Source organism: Pseudomonas sp. AC252, assembly GCF_979258105.1.
In genome coordinates this window covers 4,113,388-4,130,135 of sequence record NZ_OZ409837.1, presented here as the reverse complement: position 1 = coordinate 4,130,135, position 16,748 = coordinate 4,113,388, and the positions used below count along the sequence as shown (strand labels likewise).

The following is a 16,748-nucleotide window of genomic DNA, read 5'->3' as shown; positions in this document are numbered from 1 at the left end:
ATGGCTCATGCGGCGAGGTCCCCCAACTGAACACGTTTGACGCCATTCTGGTCGTAGACCTTGATCGCTCTGTTGGTCATTGTCAGGCGACCACCACCAGGAGCTGGGCCGTTAAACTCAAGATTCCCAGCTTTATCCAACCGCCAGCCCTGTACGCCAGCAATGTAGTTGTCAGATTGCAGGTACTGGCCAATCTTCAGCATCGTGATGCTGCCGTCTTGGATAAACGCCGAATTCATGAACACCTGGCCGCCCTGCACCGCAAACGGAACCGATATGGCTCCGCCGGCAATAGTGTTGACGATGGCGAACCGATCAGCGCTGACAAGGAACTGACTCTGCAACCCTGCTCCTGTGTTCTCGATGCCCAGGCCAATACCGGCCGCGATGTACTGACCCGTCCCTGAGTTGTACTGCATCTTCACCGACCAACTCGCAGAGACCTTGCCGTTCACGTCATTGACGATTGACGTGTTTTGCTCAATCGCTGTTTGCTGCGTTCCGACGGTGGTGCTGAGCTGAGTGATTGCCTGGGCGGTGGCTTCTTTGTCAGTGGCAACCACCTGGCGCAGATCCGTCACGTTCGCCTCGTTCTCGCCCACCTTGACATCCAGCGTGGTGATCTTCTGCGCACTGGCAAAGTTCTCAGAAGCCCTGACCTTGCTTTCAGATGCGACCGCTGCCGTGGTTGTCCACCCTTTGAGCGCGTCAGCAAGATCGCCCTCCCCGTCGTCATCGCGAAACGATGCGCGCAGAGCCTCGAAGGCTGTCGCCTGCGCCGTGACAACTCCGTCGAGCTCGGTGATCTCGGCGGTGTTGGTCGCGACCTGCTGGGCGAGGCCATTGGCAGTTTCCACTGTCTGCCCAACGTCGAGCCAGTAGAGCGGATTTGGCGGAGGCGTCTCGGTGGGCACGGGGCCGGTGGCCTGATAGATCCGTTTGCCCACCACGACTAGGTCATACTCCTCGTAGGTGTCGTCCGGGTTGTAAGTCTTCAGCCCATCCAGCGCATCGATCTGTGCCTGCAACCCCGGGATCTTGTCGATTTCGTCGAGGATGTCCTGCCCCAGCTCCGTGCGGCCGATCTCACCGGCGATCATTTCCAGAATTGCCGCGGCGTCAGCGCTCGATTGCCCCTGCACACCGGTGCCGATCGGAAACCACGGACCGATGTTCCCGATTTTGTCGACGATGCGACCCCAGAAATAGAAGGTCACACCGGCGCGCAGGCCAAGCATGGAGAAATCACTCTGCGGATATGCCAGGTCTGTCAGCTTGGTCGCGGAATCCAGCTCAGTCGTCGGCCCGTACCAGATCTCGGTGCGCTGGCTGTCCTCGGCGCCAGCAGGGAATCCCCACTTGAGGTAAATGCCGAACAGCAGCGGCGTGGCAGTCAGGAACGCCAGCGCCGGCGGCAGCCCCTGCTTACCGCTGAGGTTGGTCAGAATCGAGTTGCGCCACGGCGACGTAATGTCGAATGCGCTCACCGCGCGAACCCGCGCCACATAAGCGCCGGCGTAGATGCCGACCACGTCAACGTTGGTCATACCGGTGCGCTGCAGCTTGATCCAGTTTCCGCTGTCCTTGCGCCACTCCACGTCATAGCCGACGGCGCCATCCACGGCTGGCCAGCTGATGGTCATGGTGGCCACGGCCAGCCCCTGCACAACAGACGACGTCGACGAAAGCGACACGCTCGCCGGCGCCGGCACAACGGTGATCGGGATCACGCTGATCGGGCGTTCTTCCAATCGTGCACCGGTGTCGATGAAAGCGAACTTGCTCGGTTCGAACTGGAGCGCGCTGATTTCGTAGTCGCCCTCGGTGGTGCGCTTGGTGCGCAGCACGCGATACAGCGGGATTGCCAGATCGTCCGCGTCGAGCGCCCATTGCAATTGCGCCACCGGCGGTTCGCTGTAGGCAACCGTGACAGTGACGGCGCGGCCGTTGACGCTTTGCACTGTGCGACCTTCGGCGCGGCCGCCCGGGAGGTTGATGATCAGCCGGTCGCCGGCCTTGGCCTGGGTGTCGCGATCGAGCGTGATCACCCGCCCCGCCACCGCCGAGATCCGGCCGCCCACTTCACGGCCCGCCAGCAGCGAATCTGCCACTGGGATGATGCGCCCGGGCAGCGGGATAACGCCTTCCATGCCGGTCTTGAACGAAACGGTGCGGTCTTGGTTGTTGCTGAGGATCGCCCACTTGCCACGGCGCTGGGCCTCGGATGCGCGGGTACAGCCAATGGCGCTCAGCTCGGTCGGCCGGTCGCCGTAACGGCGTTGCAGATCCAGGTCAGCGAACGGGATGACGTCAGTGTCGTAGTTGTTCGCCGGGTTGTCGTAGCTGACCAGTGCCCGGGTGTAACGGGTCTTCGCAGATGCACTGCCATAGGAGAACTTGCCGTCGATCACGTTCGACCGAGTGAACACGTAGTCGAAGTCCTGAGCGCGCGGCATGTCCGCCTGCATCACCAGCTGTCCCTGCGCCCAGTACGTCATGCCCCGGTAGATCGCCGAGATATCGCGCAGCAGCGACCACGCATCAGCCTTGCCCTGCAGGTTCATGTCGCAGAGGAAGCGCGGTTCATGACCGCCCAGGCCGTTCGGCACCAGCTGGTCGCAGTATTGGGCGATGCGGTAAAGCTCCCACTTGTCGACCATGAACGGCTTGATGCGCTTGCCCAGGCCGAAACGGTCTTCGGTACAGATGCCGTAGGTGATCCACGCCGGGTTATTGGTCCAAGCCGACTTCATCGAGCCATCCCACGTCCCGGTGTAGATGCGCAGGATCGGGTCGTAGTTGCTCGGCACCATCCAGCGGCGGGCCTTGCACTTTACGGTAACCGCTGGAATGTTGGTGAACTGCTCGGCGTCGAATTCGATGTAGAGCAGAGCGGTGTTCGGGTAGCGCAGCTTAGCGTCGATGACTTCGGTGTAGCCTGCCACCAGCATGGTGTCGGCGATCTTGTTGGTGTTCTGGTTCGGCGTCAGGCGGCGCACGCGGATCTGCCAGCCACTGGTGGCGTCGGGCAGATCGATGCGGCGGGAGCGCTCGTAGCGCGTGGTGGTCTTGCCGTCGACTGCGTCCACCAGCACCTGCTGATAGGCGCCGCCGTCGGTGGCGACGTCGATTGCGTACTCGAGCCGGTAGCCGCCGACGTTGCCCTGGTCATCCGAGCGTTGCAGAGCCGGCCAGGCCAAACGCATGCGCACGGCGGAAAGCTGGGTGTTGGTGATCGAGCGCACCCACGGCGAATCGCTGCGCAGCTCAATGTTCAGCGACGTCTCATTCTCAACGGACGGAATGCCCGGGATGTACGTCTGATCCACCGAGCCCGGGCGCCAGTCCCACTTCACGTTCGGGAAATTGTAGTTGCCGCTGGCATCGCGGATCGGCGTGTTGTCCAGGTAGATGTCGTAATCGGTCGGGACGCTGTCGAACTCACCCTCGCCCACGGCGATCAGCAGCTTGGCCAGGTTGGTCGAGCGCAGGCTGTCGCTGGCTTCGCTCGGCGACTTCGGCTTGCTGCTGCCGCCCTTCTCGCCGCGGATATCGATCTGTACTGCTGCGCCCATGCTTTCCTCCAGGCATAAAAAAACCCGCCGAAGCGGGTTGGGTGGTGATCTGTGCGGTGGAGCTTATGAAACTGCTGGCAGATGGAGAAACTCTAAAGACAGGTCTTGGCGCTCGCGACGCGGCGATCGATTATCCATCCCATGCTGCCGCTAGTGTAGAACCGAACTACCGTTTGCCCTTTTTCGCCGATAACGTCCGCCATTTCTCTGTTTCCGGCGTTAACCACAGACTTCCCACCGCCTGGGCGAGGCTGAAGGCTCACCGCGTAGTGGACCCCCGCCAGCGATTGGTTTTGCCAGGCATAAAGGATGCATTCTGCGACCTGCTGCTCCGGCTTCTGGGTTGTGAAGGTCTTCTCAGGCCCCTCTGCCCGCATATCCTGGAGTGATGTGGTACAGCCGCCCAGAGCAACAGCACAACTAACTGCCGCGATTATCCTTTGCATCGTCTTCCCTCCAAAAAATGGCGACTGTATCACCGGCCGGTCCCAGGCCGTTAAGCTTTGTCTTCAGCCAGGATTGAGGCCGAGATGATCATCCCGCCCCACCGGCGTTCGCCGATGCAGATCGGTACCGGGTTGCCGCTGGCCGTGGTGTTCTTGGCGCTGCCGAAGGCGTAGGACGGAGAGTTCTCGGGGGATGCGCTTTGCTTCAGGCCTGAGGCCTGCGGACTGAGCATTTGGATGACACCGCCGGCAACGAGGGCAATGCCCACCGGGGCCAAAGCCTGAAACCCCGGAATAAACGACGCAGCAATCAGGACTGCGCCGATGATCGTTTGAAGCAGGCCAGCACGCTTGCTGCCGCCAACCACCGGCACGATGCGGATTTCCTGAGCGCCGCCCAGCGCGAAATCCTTCTCAGGCACGTTCTTTCTGTTCCGGAAAATGGCGAAGCGCAGACCGCGCCGCTCCAAGTCTTTGATCGCTGCGTCGAACCCCTCCAACGTGCACTTCAGCGCCTTGAACGCCTCCCCTACGGAACGACTGGCCAGTTCGCGGTAGTGAACTCGGCCGAACAGTTTAATCAGCGGACCCGATAGAAGAATGGTCGTCATCATTGGCCGGCAATGTGCAGTTGCTGTCACGGTTTTCTCCAGACATAAAAAAACCGCCTTTCGGCGTCTGTTTTTTGGGTGTTCAAAGGCAATCTTTTATCGCCTGCTTCATGTCTCCGCGGCCATAGCCCGGCGACCATGCCATGCGCTGATACAGCGTTACGGTGCTGCCCTTCGGTTCTTTGCGTATATCCAGCAGCTCGTCGGTCATATTGTTGCTCGCGACCAACAATCTGTATCCGTTTTCTGTCTCGGACATTGAGGCATCGCTTCTGGCGTCCTGCCATTTCGGGAAAACACACAGCGCATAACGCTTGGGATCTTTCGCGGTTGCTGCCTTGAAGCTCGGGTCATTTTTCTGAAGATCCCCAGGGGATACACACCCCGCCAACAGCGCTACCGCCAGCGCTCCTACGATCAATTTCATGCAGGTCACTCCTGTGGGAAAGCTGCAAGATATCACCCTGAGAGCTGTGTGGGCATCCAGCGTGGACGAAAGCCCAGTAACAGGGTTGGATCCCATCGTAGTAGCGTTGTGCCTCCCTTCACAGCGGTGAACCGACCATGCCGTATTTCACGAAAGAGACATCGCAATATTTTCTTGAAGAGCAGCCGACCCCCAGCTTGCTAGGCGGTGATCTATGGGGCACGACACACGCCATCGGATCTACGGTACCGGTATCAGGCATCTACCGTTGCACCGGTTGTGGCGATGAAATCACCTCGAATCAAGGCCAGCCATTCCCGCCACAAAACACCCATCAGCACAATTCTTCTACGGGTATTGGATGGAAACTCGTTGCCCGCACGAAGACGAAGTAATCGAACCCCAGTCCTTTGCCTGCAAGCCCAAGGACTGGGATTGCGCCAATTTCGGCGCGTTTATGACCTGGAGGTCAATGTGAGCGAACAGAAAACGGTAGATCAGCGCCTGGCTGAGTTGGAGCTAGCACTGAAAACGGCAATCGTGTTCAACCTGAACGCTGCAGCAGCACTTGGTCGACGCCTCGCCTTCGGAAACGATGCAATCGCAAACGTAATTTCTCAAGACCTCAAAAATTTGAAGTCAGAAAATTACGAAGGCATCGATAAAGCTCTGCACGATAGCTACCTTGATAACTTGTCTCAAGCTATCACTGGCCGAGCTTGATGCCCGCTGCGTAATACAGACCGGTTTGAGGGTGTTTGACCATCAACACCTTCCAGCCGGTACCGGACGGCGAAACTTCAGCAGTTTTACTTTCGGAACAATTCGCCACTTTATTATTCATGCTGCTCTCCCGCGGTCGCGCCGCATCATTTGGGTGATTGTGCATCTTTGTGCCTGAGAATCAGCCGTGTCCGGTCTAGCCACGGCCCGCCGAAGACAATGACCTCTGACGGCCTGCCGTACAGGTGGTGCAGCAGGAAAGGCCCGGGGCCGAAGGTTTCTGCGTCCTCGCCGGGCAGTGCCGGATCGGCGCCGAGGAAAATGCCCGCGTGGTTCGGGTAAACGGTGCGCCCCACTTCCATCACGATCATGTCGCCGCGCTGCGGCTGGTCGACGCGGTAGAAGCCGGCGGCCTCGTAGTTCGCTTCGTACAGGCTGGTGCTGTCCTTGCTTTCCCACCAGCCATCAGCGCGCTTGAAGGCCTCGAACTCCAGCCCCCACTCGCGCTTGTACCAATCGGCGCAGACCTGCCAGCAGTCCCAGGCGCCGTGCACGAAAGGTCGTTTCAGCAACGGCACTTCACCGGTGGGAACGATGGTGCGCAGGTCGCCTTCCGGCCAGCTCAGGATATGCCAAGGCAATGCGGTCGCTTCGCACATCGCAAGGTCGCGAGGTGAAGGCCTGCTGGTTGCGTCCGGATGTGAATGAATTACACCGATTACTTCGCCTTCGTCTTCGGCAGCTGCGTACTCCTCGGGGTCAATTCGAAACTCTTCGTTCGGCTCGGTCGAGACATTGATGCAGGGGAAGTACTGCTGCTTGCGCCCGATCGCCAACAGCAGCCCGCAGCACTCTTTCGGGTACTCGGCCGCCGCATGCGCCTGGATCGCATTCAAGATGTGCTTTCGCATGTCAGCTCCTTGCGATCAGGGAAACGGCGGGGAAGCCACCGTGCGGTAGCGGATTGTTTTCACCAAAGCGCGGCATGCACCCCTTGCCCAGCGTGGCGTCGCATTCGTCCAGTTCTGGGTTGTCGGTAATGACACCGTCCTTCGTCACGTAGGGCCCGGTGTAGCCACAGTTCGGCCCGCGATATCCGCCGGTAAGGCACCAGTGGCACAGCGTTGTGGCCTGCCGACCGATCGACTCGCCGCCTACATCGCCCGGGCTGGCGAGCTCCCAACTGACCGTCTCCCCATCCTCGTTGGTCTTCTGGTCGATGTACCAGACCTCAATCGTCTCCTGGGTTGGGTCTGCCGTTGGGTTGCCGGCCGGGAAGTTCGCCGCGTCGAGGTAGGAGCCGAGCGTGTGCCGCATCGTCAGCTTGAACTCAGCCAGGTCTTCGAACGCAAGGCAAAGCGCGGTGATTCGTCCGTTGACGTTGCCCACCGACAATGTCGGTCGAACCGCAGTGCCGTCACCGTTCGCCTCAAGTCCGTCAATCTGCATCGGCCAGGCGCTGTACTCGTTGCCCTGCCAGTAGATGGCCTTCGCCGGCAGTTGGTCGGCATCGGCGCCGGCGGCGATCAGTTCTGCCGGCGTGTGCGGTATCGCGTGCCCGTGGAAGCGCAGCACGTCCGCGCCATAGTCCGTGCCGTCCAATTCAAAGAGCAGCACTTCGCTGCCAGGCTCAAGCACCTGGATGTCACTGATCAGCGGCATGTTTGCCCCTTATGGATGGAATGCACGCTCGAACGTGGCGGTGAGTTTGAAAACGCCGCCGCCCATCGGTGTGGGAGCGGGATTTTTGCAGGTGAACAGCCCGAGCTCGCCGAGCGGCGTTGTCCACAGAAAAGCCTTTGCGCCGGCGTGCCGGTCAAGGAACCCCATGATCTCCTGCACCTTGGCCTTTCGACCGGAGCAGGTGATCGGATAGGAGTCCTCCTTGTTGTTCGGGCCGTCGCCAACATTCTGCGCGTAGCCACCGCCGAACTTAGATGTGCGCACCCGATAGGTGATTTCGGGTGTCTCACCGCGCTCGGTTGGCCAGGTGAATTTCTCGATGGCCATCAGGCCCTCCCATTTGCATTTCGGAAGCTCGTACCGCCAGCTCGCCAAGAGTCAGCGACGGCTTTCTCGGCCACGGCCTGCATTTGCGATTGAAGGTTTTTCGAGAGCGCTTGCTGGTCGATCTGCATGCCTTCAGACCCACGATCCTCAGTTACCAACGTGACCGGCGCGCTGATGCTGATCGTTGTCCCGGAACCGCCACCAGCAGCAAGAACGCCGAGCTTGCCGCTGGAAGTTCTGGTCAAAGGCATGATCGCCTCAGGCCCTGCCTCGCCCATTACACCGGCCCTGCCGCCGGCCATCCCGAAAGCTGTCGGCGTGCTGACGATGTTGTTGGTGAAGGCGCCGCCGTTGGCAAACATCTGCACACCCGACGACCAGGCACCGCCGAGCGCCTGAGGAAAGTAGCTGCCTGAGTACCCCGCCGAAGAAGCGCCTAGGTTCGACGACGTCGCACCGGCAGACCCCGCAGCCAGTCCATTGCCGCCCCCACCGCCAGTGAAGTAGCTGGTAGCCGCACCAACGAGACTGCTCAGCAGCGCTGAACTGGCCTGGCGCGTCGCGATCCTCGCCATGTCCGCCAAAATCGACTTGGTGAAGTCAGCAAACGACAGCTTCCCGGTCATGGCGAAGTTGACGACTGCGTCTTCCATCGAGCTGAAGGCGTTACCGAACAGAGTTTTCGTCTGGCCGGCGATGTTGCTCGCCGAGTCCAGGTAATTGGCCCAGGCCGACGTTGCGCCCTTGGTCCAGTCCCCTTGAGCTGTCTCGACATCGGCGTAGTTTTGCCGGATTTGATCGGTTGCGGCTTTATTCGCATCGGCGAGCGCTTGCGACTTGCGCGCGAATTCCTCTTCCGACATGTTGCGCGAAGGGTCAGATCGCTGGTTTTCGAGTTGCAGCGATTGCTGAGCAAACCGGTCCTGCTGACTGTTCAGTTCGCCGTTCAGTGCGTTCTGCCGATCACCCTGGCCAACGCCAACTACCGCCCGCTGCCCTGCCAGTTCCAGTGCTCTGTGCTGCTGGCTCAAGGCCTGAACGTAGGAGGAAATCGCTCGCTCCTGCTTCGCCAATCTTCCGGTTTCGCTGGTAGCAAGCACTTCGAGCTGGCTGTCCGCTTCCTTTTGGGCCTTGACCATGCCGGCGCGAGCATCGGCAATCTTTTGGTCCAGCTGGATGCTTTGCGCTGCAGAAGTCGTCTTCTTGGCTTTCGCGGCTTCCAGCGCAACGATCTCAGCCTCGTAGGCCGCGGTAACCTCGTCACGCTCGTTGCCGATCAGCGCTTCACGCTTCAGGGCGTAGTCGGCCTGAGAAACAAGTCCAGCCTTCTGCGCTGCGTCCAGTTCCTTCTGAGCATTTTTGTACTCAGCGCTGATAGCTGCTAGGTCGTTCTTGGCATTGTTGAAACTGGTCAGATCTGCCTGCGAGCCGGGCGCTTTCGAATCCTTGAACTGGTCGTTGATGTTCGCTAGGTTCTTGTCGATCGCGGCCTGATTTAGACGGGGGTCGTTGGGTGCGACCTTGCGGATATCTTCGAGCTGCCGCTTGTACTCCTTGATCGCGTCGGTGCGCTTTTGCTCATTCGTCCACGCCGACCTGGTGAGAGCGTCGACCTTCGCCATCGACGAGACGGCATCGCCTTGTGCCTTCGCCTGCTCACCCTGCCACTTGGCAATATCGGCTTCTGCGGCCTGCTGATCCTCCAGCATGTTGAGCCGATTTTGATAGAGGTCGATCATCTCCTGCTTGTTCTGGAACAGGCCTACGTCACCTGCCTGAGCGCCCGCCAAGTCACGGCGGGCTTGCTCGATATCAGCGCCGATATCGCTGCGCCCGAAGTTCTTCAATCCACCAGCAGCCCGAGCAACCGCGTTGTATCCCTTCTCCCAAAAGCTCAGATTCTCGAGGATCCGCGGCGTGCGCTCGTTGATCGCATCGGCGAACGACTCAGTAGCCAGCTTCACGGCGCCGGCATGGTCGCCCTGCTTCTCCAGTGCGGTGATCTGCGAGTAAACCGACGCGGTGAGATAGTGGTACTGCTCATTCAGCGCGGCAGATGCCTTGACCGGTTCGTCGGCGAGCTTGGCGAACTCTGCGACAGTCTCACTCACGGCTTTGCCGGTCGCTTCCTGCATCGACACCGCGGCTTGAGTGATGCCCGTAAAGCTCTCGCCAGCAATCTTTCCATTACCGGCCAGCAGCGCTAGAACCTCAGCGGCTTGCCCAGTTGTGCCGACAGTCGCGCTCACCTGACGCGCCATGTCACCGAGCTGTCCCGCACTCACACCGGCGTAGTTGCCGGTGAGGATCAGCGATTTGTTGTAGCTGTCCTGCTCCTCGCTGCCCTTGTAAAAAGCGTATGCAAGTCCGCCCACCGCAGCAGTGGCCAGCGCCAGCGGGCCGAGAATCGCCAGCAGGCCCGCCGCGCCCTCACCCGCTCCGGCGCCCAACTGAGCAACAGCACGAACGCCGCTTCCCCAGTCGCCCGACGACAGCGCATTCCCCAGCTGCACCACGTTTTCCTGCGCCTGGCGCGAGCCGAGCCGCAACTTTTCGAAGCCGGTCGCAGTTTTGTTGAGCTTGTCGTAGTCCTTGTCGATCTTGCCCAGGGCGGTGTTGTACTCGTCCTGGCTGATCCGGCCGGCATCCAAGTGTTTCCCCAGTTGCTCGACCTGAGTATCCAGCTTCGCCAGTGCAGCGCGGGCCGGGTCAATGGCGCCCAGCAGGCTATTCAGGGCCTTCTGCTCATCCATTGTCGACTTGGCCAGCGCCACCTGCTGCTTATCGAGCTGCGCAGAAATCTTGGCGGCCTCAGCCTCGCCATAGGCGCCGGTCTTGGTCAGTTTCGCCAATGCTTCCCGCTGTTTTGCGAGATCCTGCGTGGTCTTGGCGTTGGTGGAGAGCGATTTCTCCAGCGCCTGCATTTCGTTCATCAACGAAACGGCGGACTGCTCGGCGCGGCCGCCGGCCTTGGCCATTTCATCCAGGCTGGTTTTGGCCTGAATCGCATCGGCCGAGTCGATCTTTACGCCGAGTTCTGCAATGTTCATCGACTCACCTTGAATAGATGCCCGCGTTTACGGGCTGTTTTCCCTTTCCTCTGCCATGACGCGCAGGGCTTCGCCTTCCAGCACCTGAATGTCTGGGAAGATTTCAGCGAGTTTCTTTTTCTTGATGCCGAGGAATCCGGCCACGTCGCGGATGCTGTTGTAGTCGAGACCGATAGCGCCGCCGGCGCCGACACGCCACTGAGTGGACATCCTGTTGAACAGGAGGAAAGAAGGCCAAAGGCACGGCCAAACCTCAAATTCCTCTTCAATGTCCTCAGCGTCCAACCCGAATGCGGCAAGTTGCTCCGCATTCGGAGGAGGCTCATACATGGCGCGGGCGGCGCGAATCAGTTTCCCGTGCGGGCCTTGGCGTAGGCCGCCTGGTAGGCATTTACCACGGCCTCGGTTGCACCGTGGCAAGACGCCACCAGCGCCTTGATGCCCTCGTCGTCGAACTTGTCATCGAACTCCCAGCCAACGACCAGATCCTTGATCTGCTGCATTTGGTTTTCGGTGTCGACCGCAACAATTTGAGACATCGTAGGCTTGTCGCCGAACTGGTCGAGGCTTTGCTTTTGTCGCTGATTCCATCCATCGAACAGCGCGGCAAGTTCGATGCGGTCTCGATATTTGAAGGTGAATTCCACCTTCACTGGGTCTTGGCCAACTACCGGGACCATCACCGCACCGGTGAAAGTTGGCGCTTGCGCAATTTTGAACTTCGCCATGATCAGGCCCCGCCGCCAGCAGCAACCGGCGCGCGATACGCGGTGATTTCAGCGTTGATGGTAAAGCCAAAGGAAACGGCCGCACCTTCGTTGCGCACCAACGTCGGGGTTTTGTTGAACGATGCATAGCCTGCGTAGTAGATCGTTTTGCCGTTGGGCAGCGACATACGCAAGATGCGCACTTCTTTCTCTCGATCGGCTTTATCCAGTTCTTCATACCAGGCCAGGCTGTCATCGTCAGCCAGCTGGAAAGCGAACGCCTGCGCATTTTTGGTGGTCGGGATCTGCTTGTCACGGCGCGCTTCGAGCGGCGCGTAAGTCCAGTATTGCTGCTCGCCGCCGGACATAGAGTTGCCGATAACCTGGTTGACGGCTACCCAGCCGGTCACTTTCTTCGCGGTACCGCCACTGATGCCATCGGGAAAGAAAGCCACGTTGGAGGTGTCGATGCCTTCCAGGGTGAATGCGCCCGCCGCCGCGTTGGATACACGCACGGCGCGCTCGTTGATGTCCTCCCAGCCGGAGGTGACCAGAACGATGTCGCCATTGGCAAAGCCATTTGCGGCGCTGGTAGCTACACCCGGGTTGGCGTTGCTGATTGCCGAAATCAGCTTTGCGGCGGCGAATCCGCTGGAAATGGAAAGCGTCGCCCCGTTGGGGAAGTAAACAGACATGGGTTTTCCTCTTTGCAGAAATGACAAAACCCGCTCAGAGGCGGGTTCAGGATTTGCCCAACGGGCGGGTTATGGCGTGGTGTCGGACCGGTATGAAAACGACAGCGGGACGGTGTAGGTTGAATCGCCTGTGATCCCTGGGCCGACATCTACAGGCGTCATGGGCGTTACGACGAAACCATTCTTCACGTCGCGCACATAAAGCGGAAATAACGCGATGATCTCGGCGGCAATGGGGTTGGCTTTTGCTTTACCTGTGCCCGCCGGGCAAACAATGCTGACCTGGAACACGCCGGTATACAGCCGGTGGTCTCCGCCGAGCGTGTTGCTCGCCGTGTCGCCCGGAATGGTGAACGCCCGCAGGTAAGTCTCGCCCGCTGTGGGTGTGTAGGGCATGTTCTCAAAAACGATTTTCAGCTTCTCCGGCCTGACATTGTTCCAGGCGATCAGCTTTGCCTCGTAGATCGAGGCGATGATGGCGTGACTCATATCTGGTTGTTCCTGATGGCCTCCAACACGATTTGCTGGAAGCGAGCCACGGTTACCCGAACCATTCCGCCGGGGGCCAGGGTCGAATGGCCGAACTCCAGCGGAATCGCATAGGGCAAATTGTTGATGATGTAAGCCATCTGGCCGGCGGTGAAATCGCTCATTGCCGCGACCAGCGCGGCGGTGGTTTCCGCCCCGCTCGGGTCAACCTCATCAAAAGTGACACTCTCCACCACGCCGAGTGAAATGTGCCAGTTCGCACGGAACCGGCCGCCGACGTAGCCTTCTGGCGCCTTGATCTCCATGCCGTCGTTGAGCTTGCGGCCTTTCTTGAGCCGGCCACCCTTGGTCAGGTTGGCCGGGTCGCTGCGCAGCGCAGTGTTGTGTTCGTCGACAGCCTTGTTGTACTCGGTCGCCACTGCGTTCTGCGCCCAGATCTCCGGGTTGCCCACGGGAGACATGCGGATCAGGCTGCTACCGACCTCGATGATTATCTCGCGCACACTGGCGTCGATGGCTTCGCTGGTCTGAGCGGCGAACTCGGCCAAGCTCAGGGCGAAGCTGCCGGATTGAGCGGCCATGTCATTTCCTCAGTTGCGCCGTCCACGTTGCATCAGCAGGGTCCGCAGACACGTTCATCACCCGCAACCCGTTGATCGTGTCGCCAATGACCGGCGCTGCAAGTACCGCCGTCGGCACACCGCCCTCTGACACGAACAGTTCGTTTTGCAACACCAGCAGTTTTTTATCGGTGGTCTGGATGAGAGAGCCATCGATTTCCTTGGACAGGTAGCTACCCAAGACGCCGCGCCCCACGTACGTGACGGTTGTTTCCGGCGTCTCGCCGCCCAGGTCGGGGTCATACTCGCCCGCAACCTTGCGTCCGCCCTCCACCGGCTGGACCGCGTCGGCCAAGCCGTCGGGATCATCGAACGCCTCAGCCATTTCAGCCTGAATCTCTTCGCGCATGCCCATGATCAGATCCTTTTCAGCATCATCACGCCGGAGCGCTTGATCCAAGGCTCCAGCAGCGCCAGGGCGAAGTTCACACCCGCCGACTGATCAGTAGATCCGGCCACGTAGGTCTTGCTCACAGACGTGCCGGACTGAGCCGAAACCGTCTTGCTCTGCACTTCCTTCTGTGTGGCCGTGTACAACTTGCCCGCTGCCGCTTCTTTGGCGACCTGGGCGCCGGCTGTCTTGATCTCGGTAGGAACCGGATCTGGAACAACCCGCTTGATCTTGGCCGTGAGCCAGGCGTTGGCCATGGTCACAGCAAGGACCGGATCACCGGCGCCGGCCCAGCCAGGACCCAGCGAAGCGTCAACATCGGCAACGGTGATGAAGTCGGTCATGTGCTTGTCCTTATTCCGCTGGCACCAAGGCCTGCAGGTCTTCTTTCTTGGCGGCTGGGTCGAAGGCGATGCCCTTCGCCGTCAGCCAGTCTTTCAGCTCGGGGACCTTCATTTTCAGAGGGTCGGTTTCAGCATTTTCTGGCTCCTTGCCGTCCGAAACTTTGATGCCCGCCGCTTCGTATGCATCGTAAATTTCAGGCGCATCACCCTCGATGACCACCTCAGTGGCAGTGCCAATGACGCCGAAGAATTCGCTCAGCAGGCGGTAGCAAACGCCGCGCTCTTTGCCAGGTTTGTCCGTATAGATAACTTTCATGAGTCACCTCAAATGCAGCCCGGCGCCCATGCAGACGCCAGGGTAAGTGAAGGCCGGATTACGGCGTGGTGGTACCGCTGATGACGGCGGCGAATGGGACCTGCTTGCGGCTGAACACGCGTTCCCAGTTGGCAGCAGCGGCATACTGGGTCGCGGTCGGGCTGAGGTTCTGAGCTTCGGAACCTTTCCAGCTGAAGCCAGCAGGCTGGAGGATGTACGTCTTCCGCTCCCACAGCACCTCTGCGCCACCGCCGTTACCGCCGCCCGGTTTGCGCTCGATCTCCACCGGCACCTTCGGCGTGCCTTCACCGTAGCCGAACGCGCCTTGGCCGAAGAACACCGACAGGTACTTGCCAGCGCCGTACACGAGGCCATCGTCCATGAACACCGGCTTACCCAGGTAGGTGGCCAGGATGATCTTGCCGTCGGAGTCGCGCAGATACTCGATGAGGTCCTGCTTGACCATCTGGTTCATCACCACCGAGTGCACGCCGATCGCGCCGAACTGGTCGGCAGCATCGCCGGCGGTAAACGCTGCGTCTTGGAAGGCGTTCGCACTGATGGTCGCGCCTGCGTCGATCACCATGTCACCGCCGTTGTTGGCAATGTTCGAGGCGATGATGCCGCGCGCTGCGCCGAGAGCGTAACGCTGCCACTGGCGCGTCCAGTAGGTGCCGAAGCGGTTGCGGATCTGCTGCTGAGGCTCGCTGTTTGCCAGTTCAGCGGTCAGGTCGGCCACGCCATAACCTTTGTTGAGGTACAGGACGCGAGCACGCATGCTGTCCTGAGTAACTTTCCCGACTTCGCCCTGGTCATTCGGGTCATCGTTGCTGATGTTCGGGGCTTCATCAGCGTTGAGATCCTGCCAGTAGCTGATCTCGGCGGTGCCTTGGCTGCCGGAGGCGATCGCGTCCAGAACGGGCGAGCGGGTCACGATGCCCGACTCGTAAACAGCGGTTTTTTCCGGACTATTTACCGGTTCCAGCGAGGCGTAGTAGTCACCGACGAAGATGTCGGTCAGTTGGGTAGTTGCCATGAATTAGGTTCCTTTGGTGGCCTGGATTTTCTTGAACAGCTCGGGGTTGTCACGGGCGATCGCAGCGCGCTCGGTTTCCGTGTACTCGCCCCATTTTTTCGTGGCCTTGCCACCTTGATCGCCGGTCGGACCGGCACCCTGAGCCCTTGGCCACAGGTGTGTTGCTGTTTCACGCAGCGACTCCGCCCATTCGAGCGGCGACAGCGGTGTTTTCCCGTCCTTTCCGTAAACGACCTCGCCGTCACGGTCGGTGGCAATCGCCTCGCCGTCTTCACTGAGTTTGAAAGTGCCCCGGGCGCGCAAGATGATGTCTTCGGCAGCCTCGGGTAGCGCGCCGGCCTTGATGGCAGCAGCGCGGATGGAGTCAGCCAGCACTTTGTCGCTGTATTTGGCAGCGAATTGCTCGGCCTTGTCGGCACGCGCTTTTTCGGCGGCCAGCTTGGTGTCGTAGTCGGTGCGCAGGCGCTCGGTACGACGGGTAATGACCTCGTCCAACTTGCCTTCGGCAATCAGCTTGGTTTCTTCGTCCTGGCCAACCTTGGTCAGCAGTCCTTTCACGGCGGCGATATCCAAACCTTCGAACTGGGACTTGAATCCGTCCAGCTCAGTTTTGGTGGTCCGGAGCGAGCCAAGCAGCTCGGTGTTTTTGTTCTTGAGTCCCAGGGTTGCAGCCTCAACAGCTGCTGCAATGGCGGTCTGAACTGCCGGGTCTTCAAGATCAATCTGGTTTTCGTCTGCCACTTGGTGCACCCCTTGGGTTTGGTCAGCCCGCTTTGCAGGCATAAAAAAACCGCCCATTGGGCGGTTGGTGTGAGTTCTGATTTATTGGACTATCGAAAGCCCGCGCATGACCAGATAGTCGGCAAACTGAGTCCTGCTCGGTGCATACGGTGGAGGCCGAAGCATCGCTCCGGGATTGCTCCGGAGCAACGTCACGCGTTCTCCGTCATTCTCGGTGCCGAAGGCAGGCTCAGGTATGCCGAACCCGTTATCCGCAGCGTAAAGCTCTACTGCCAGCCTGAGCTGACCCCATTCAATTTCGAACGGGACAAACGTTTCCGACAGAATTTCCATTCCGACCTTGCACTGGCGCCTTGGCCAAGCCAACGCCTGCGTATCTCGCGTCTTGCGGCCCTTCCATTCCATGGAGTTCATGGTGGCGGCAGCGCGCAACAGCAGAGCCCTTTGCTCGTTCTCGGTAGCAGGGAGCGGGAAGCCGTAATAATTTCGGTAGAAGACCAGTTTCTCCAACGGCACAAAGCTGTTGGCATCTGGTCTCCCTGTTCCATCCTCGACAATGACAAGCAT

21 protein-coding genes are annotated in these 16,748 nt (G+C 59.9%); 2 read left to right on the top strand and 19 right to left on the bottom strand.

Annotation, left to right across the window (positions count from 1 at the left end):
- Positions 1-5: 5 nt before the first annotated feature.
- Positions 6-3,575, bottom strand: coding sequence for a TipJ family phage tail tip protein (locus ACZZZ4_RS18860; RefSeq protein ID WP_463548433.1), 3,570 nt, complete (start codon positions 3,573-3,575; stop codon positions 6-8).
- 65 nt (positions 3,576-3,640) lie between these two features.
- Between ACZZZ4_RS18860 and ACZZZ4_RS18855 the strand changes: the two genes are divergently transcribed.
- The gene (locus ACZZZ4_RS18855; RefSeq protein WP_463548432.1) at positions 3,641-3,964 is read left to right on the top strand and encodes a hypothetical protein; all 324 of its coding nucleotides are present in this window, start codon (positions 3,641-3,643) and stop codon (positions 3,962-3,964) included.
- A gap of 107 nt (positions 3,965-4,071) precedes the next feature.
- Here ACZZZ4_RS18855 and ACZZZ4_RS18850 read toward each other — a convergent pair whose 3' ends face one another.
- Complete coding sequence (locus ACZZZ4_RS18850) at positions 4,072-4,635, bottom strand: tail assembly protein (RefSeq protein WP_463549288.1); 564 nt, start codon at positions 4,633-4,635, stop codon at positions 4,072-4,074.
- Between the two features lie 79 nt (positions 4,636-4,714).
- Positions 4,715-5,059: a hypothetical protein gene (locus ACZZZ4_RS18845; protein ID WP_463548431.1), complete on the bottom strand. Its 345-nt coding sequence runs from the start codon at positions 5,057-5,059 to the stop codon at positions 4,715-4,717.
- Between the two features lie 474 nt (positions 5,060-5,533).
- Here ACZZZ4_RS18845 and ACZZZ4_RS18840 point away from each other — a divergent pair, with 474 nt between their 5' ends.
- A complete protein-coding gene (locus ACZZZ4_RS18840; RefSeq protein ID WP_463548430.1) occupies positions 5,534-5,782 on the top strand; it encodes a hypothetical protein in 249 nt (82 codons plus the stop codon).
- Here the strand turns inward: ACZZZ4_RS18840 and ACZZZ4_RS18835 are convergent.
- The 16 genes from ACZZZ4_RS18835 to ACZZZ4_RS18760 all read right to left on the bottom strand — a co-directional run bounded on the left by ACZZZ4_RS18835 (position 5,766) and on the right by ACZZZ4_RS18760 (position 16,748).
- Entirely contained in the window at positions 5,766-5,903 is a 138-nt protein-coding gene (locus tag ACZZZ4_RS18835) for a hypothetical protein (RefSeq protein ID WP_463548429.1), read from the bottom strand. The genes ACZZZ4_RS18840 and ACZZZ4_RS18835 overlap by 17 nt on opposite strands.
- A 25-nt stretch (positions 5,904-5,928) precedes the next feature.
- A complete protein-coding gene (locus tag ACZZZ4_RS18830) occupies positions 5,929-6,693 on the bottom strand; it encodes a C40 family peptidase (protein ID WP_463548428.1) in 765 nt (254 codons plus the stop codon).
- 1 nt (position 6,694) lies between these two features.
- Positions 6,695-7,444 (bottom strand): phage minor tail protein L, encoded by a 750-nt coding sequence (locus ACZZZ4_RS18825; RefSeq protein WP_463548427.1) that lies wholly within the window; start codon positions 7,442-7,444, stop codon positions 6,695-6,697.
- Positions 7,445-7,453: 9 nt separating this feature from the next.
- Positions 7,454-7,792: a phage tail protein gene (locus ACZZZ4_RS18820; protein WP_463548426.1), complete on the bottom strand. Its 339-nt coding sequence runs from the start codon at positions 7,790-7,792 to the stop codon at positions 7,454-7,456.
- Positions 7,792-10,842 carry a phage tail tape measure protein gene (locus ACZZZ4_RS18815; RefSeq protein ID WP_463548425.1) on the bottom strand — a complete coding sequence of 1,017 codons (3,051 nt, stop codon included), beginning with the start codon at positions 10,840-10,842 and terminating at the stop codon, positions 7,792-7,794. Before ACZZZ4_RS18815 ends, ACZZZ4_RS18820 begins: the two co-directional genes overlap by 1 nt.
- A gap of 27 nt (positions 10,843-10,869) precedes the next feature.
- A complete protein-coding gene (locus tag ACZZZ4_RS18810) occupies positions 10,870-11,172 on the bottom strand; it encodes a DUF1799 domain-containing protein (protein ID WP_056785423.1) in 303 nt (100 codons plus the stop codon).
- A gap of 17 nt (positions 11,173-11,189) precedes the next feature.
- Positions 11,190-11,570, bottom strand: a complete 381-nt coding sequence (locus ACZZZ4_RS18805) for a phage tail assembly chaperone (protein ID WP_463548424.1) — start codon at positions 11,568-11,570, stop codon at positions 11,190-11,192.
- 2 nt (positions 11,571-11,572) lie between these two features.
- A complete protein-coding gene (locus ACZZZ4_RS18800; protein ID WP_191622359.1) occupies positions 11,573-12,271 on the bottom strand; it encodes a phage tail tube protein in 699 nt (232 codons plus the stop codon).
- A 42-nt stretch (positions 12,272-12,313) separates the two neighbouring features.
- Positions 12,314-12,733: a phage tail terminator-like protein gene (locus ACZZZ4_RS18795; RefSeq protein WP_463548423.1), complete on the bottom strand. Its 420-nt coding sequence runs from the start codon at positions 12,731-12,733 to the stop codon at positions 12,314-12,316.
- Positions 12,730-13,314 (bottom strand): hypothetical protein, encoded by a 585-nt coding sequence (locus tag ACZZZ4_RS18790; protein WP_463548422.1) that lies wholly within the window; start codon positions 13,312-13,314, stop codon positions 12,730-12,732. Before ACZZZ4_RS18790 ends, ACZZZ4_RS18795 begins: the two co-directional genes overlap by 4 nt.
- Position 13,315: 1 nt before the next feature.
- On the bottom strand, positions 13,316-13,708 hold the full coding sequence (locus ACZZZ4_RS18785) for a hypothetical protein (protein ID WP_463548421.1): 393 nt from the start codon (positions 13,706-13,708) through the stop codon (positions 13,316-13,318).
- Between the two features lie 2 nt (positions 13,709-13,710).
- Complete coding sequence (locus ACZZZ4_RS18780; RefSeq protein WP_252881665.1) at positions 13,711-14,088, bottom strand: hypothetical protein; 378 nt, start codon at positions 14,086-14,088, stop codon at positions 13,711-13,713.
- 10 nt (positions 14,089-14,098) lie between these two features.
- Entirely contained in the window at positions 14,099-14,404 is a 306-nt protein-coding gene (locus tag ACZZZ4_RS18775) for a HeH/LEM domain-containing protein (protein ID WP_252881664.1), read from the bottom strand.
- A 58-nt stretch (positions 14,405-14,462) separates the two neighbouring features.
- A complete protein-coding gene (locus tag ACZZZ4_RS18770; RefSeq protein WP_073474183.1) occupies positions 14,463-15,440 on the bottom strand; it encodes a major capsid protein in 978 nt (325 codons plus the stop codon).
- 3 nt (positions 15,441-15,443) lie between these two features.
- Positions 15,444-16,181, bottom strand: coding sequence for a hypothetical protein (locus ACZZZ4_RS18765; protein ID WP_134326528.1), 738 nt, complete (start codon positions 16,179-16,181; stop codon positions 15,444-15,446).
- A gap of 81 nt (positions 16,182-16,262) precedes the next feature.
- The gene (locus tag ACZZZ4_RS18760) at positions 16,263-16,748 is read right to left on the bottom strand and encodes a DnaT-like ssDNA-binding protein (protein WP_463548420.1); all 486 of its coding nucleotides are present in this window, start codon (positions 16,746-16,748) and stop codon (positions 16,263-16,265) included.

Excerpts from the sequence above, each read along its gene's own strand:
- ACZZZ4_RS18860 (WP_463548433.1), bottom strand. The coding sequence starts at position 3,575 with ATGGGCGCAGCAGTACAGATCGATATCCGCGGCGAGAAGGGCGGCAGC.
- ACZZZ4_RS18855 (WP_463548432.1), top strand. The coding sequence starts at position 3,641 with ATGAAACTGCTGGCAGATGGAGAAACTCTAAAGACAGGTCTTGGCGCT.
- ACZZZ4_RS18850 (WP_463549288.1), bottom strand. The coding sequence starts at position 4,635 with ATGATGACGACCATTCTTCTATCGGGTCCGCTGATTAAACTGTTCGGC.
- ACZZZ4_RS18845 (WP_463548431.1), bottom strand. The coding sequence starts at position 5,059 with ATGAAATTGATCGTAGGAGCGCTGGCGGTAGCGCTGTTGGCGGGGTGT.
- ACZZZ4_RS18835 (WP_463548429.1), bottom strand. The coding sequence starts at position 5,903 with ATGAATAATAAAGTGGCGAATTGTTCCGAAAGTAAAACTGCTGAAGTT.
- ACZZZ4_RS18830 (WP_463548428.1), bottom strand. The coding sequence starts at position 6,693 with ATGCGAAAGCACATCTTGAATGCGATCCAGGCGCATGCGGCGGCCGAG.
- ACZZZ4_RS18825 (WP_463548427.1), bottom strand. The coding sequence starts at position 7,444 with ATGCCGCTGATCAGTGACATCCAGGTGCTTGAGCCTGGCAGCGAAGTG.
- ACZZZ4_RS18820 (WP_463548426.1), bottom strand. The coding sequence starts at position 7,792 with ATGGCCATCGAGAAATTCACCTGGCCAACCGAGCGCGGTGAGACACCC.
- ACZZZ4_RS18815 (WP_463548425.1), bottom strand. The coding sequence starts at position 10,842 with ATGAACATTGCAGAACTCGGCGTAAAGATCGACTCGGCCGATGCGATT.
- ACZZZ4_RS18810 (WP_056785423.1), bottom strand. The coding sequence starts at position 11,172 with ATGTATGAGCCTCCTCCGAATGCGGAGCAACTTGCCGCATTCGGGTTG.
- ACZZZ4_RS18805 (WP_463548424.1), bottom strand. The coding sequence starts at position 11,570 with ATGGCGAAGTTCAAAATTGCGCAAGCGCCAACTTTCACCGGTGCGGTG.
- ACZZZ4_RS18795 (WP_463548423.1), bottom strand. The coding sequence starts at position 12,733 with ATGAGTCACGCCATCATCGCCTCGATCTACGAGGCAAAGCTGATCGCC.
- ACZZZ4_RS18790 (WP_463548422.1), bottom strand. The coding sequence starts at position 13,314 with ATGGCCGCTCAATCCGGCAGCTTCGCCCTGAGCTTGGCCGAGTTCGCC.
- ACZZZ4_RS18785 (WP_463548421.1), bottom strand. The coding sequence starts at position 13,708 with ATGGGCATGCGCGAAGAGATTCAGGCTGAAATGGCTGAGGCGTTCGAT.
- ACZZZ4_RS18780 (WP_252881665.1), bottom strand. The coding sequence starts at position 14,088 with ATGACCGACTTCATCACCGTTGCCGATGTTGACGCTTCGCTGGGTCCT.
- ACZZZ4_RS18775 (WP_252881664.1), bottom strand. The coding sequence starts at position 14,404 with ATGAAAGTTATCTATACGGACAAACCTGGCAAAGAGCGCGGCGTTTGC.
- ACZZZ4_RS18770 (WP_073474183.1), bottom strand. The coding sequence starts at position 15,440 with ATGGCAACTACCCAACTGACCGACATCTTCGTCGGTGACTACTACGCC.
- ACZZZ4_RS18760 (WP_463548420.1), bottom strand. The coding sequence starts at position 16,748 with ATGCTTGTCATTGTCGAGGATGGAACAGGGAGACCAGATGCCAACAGC.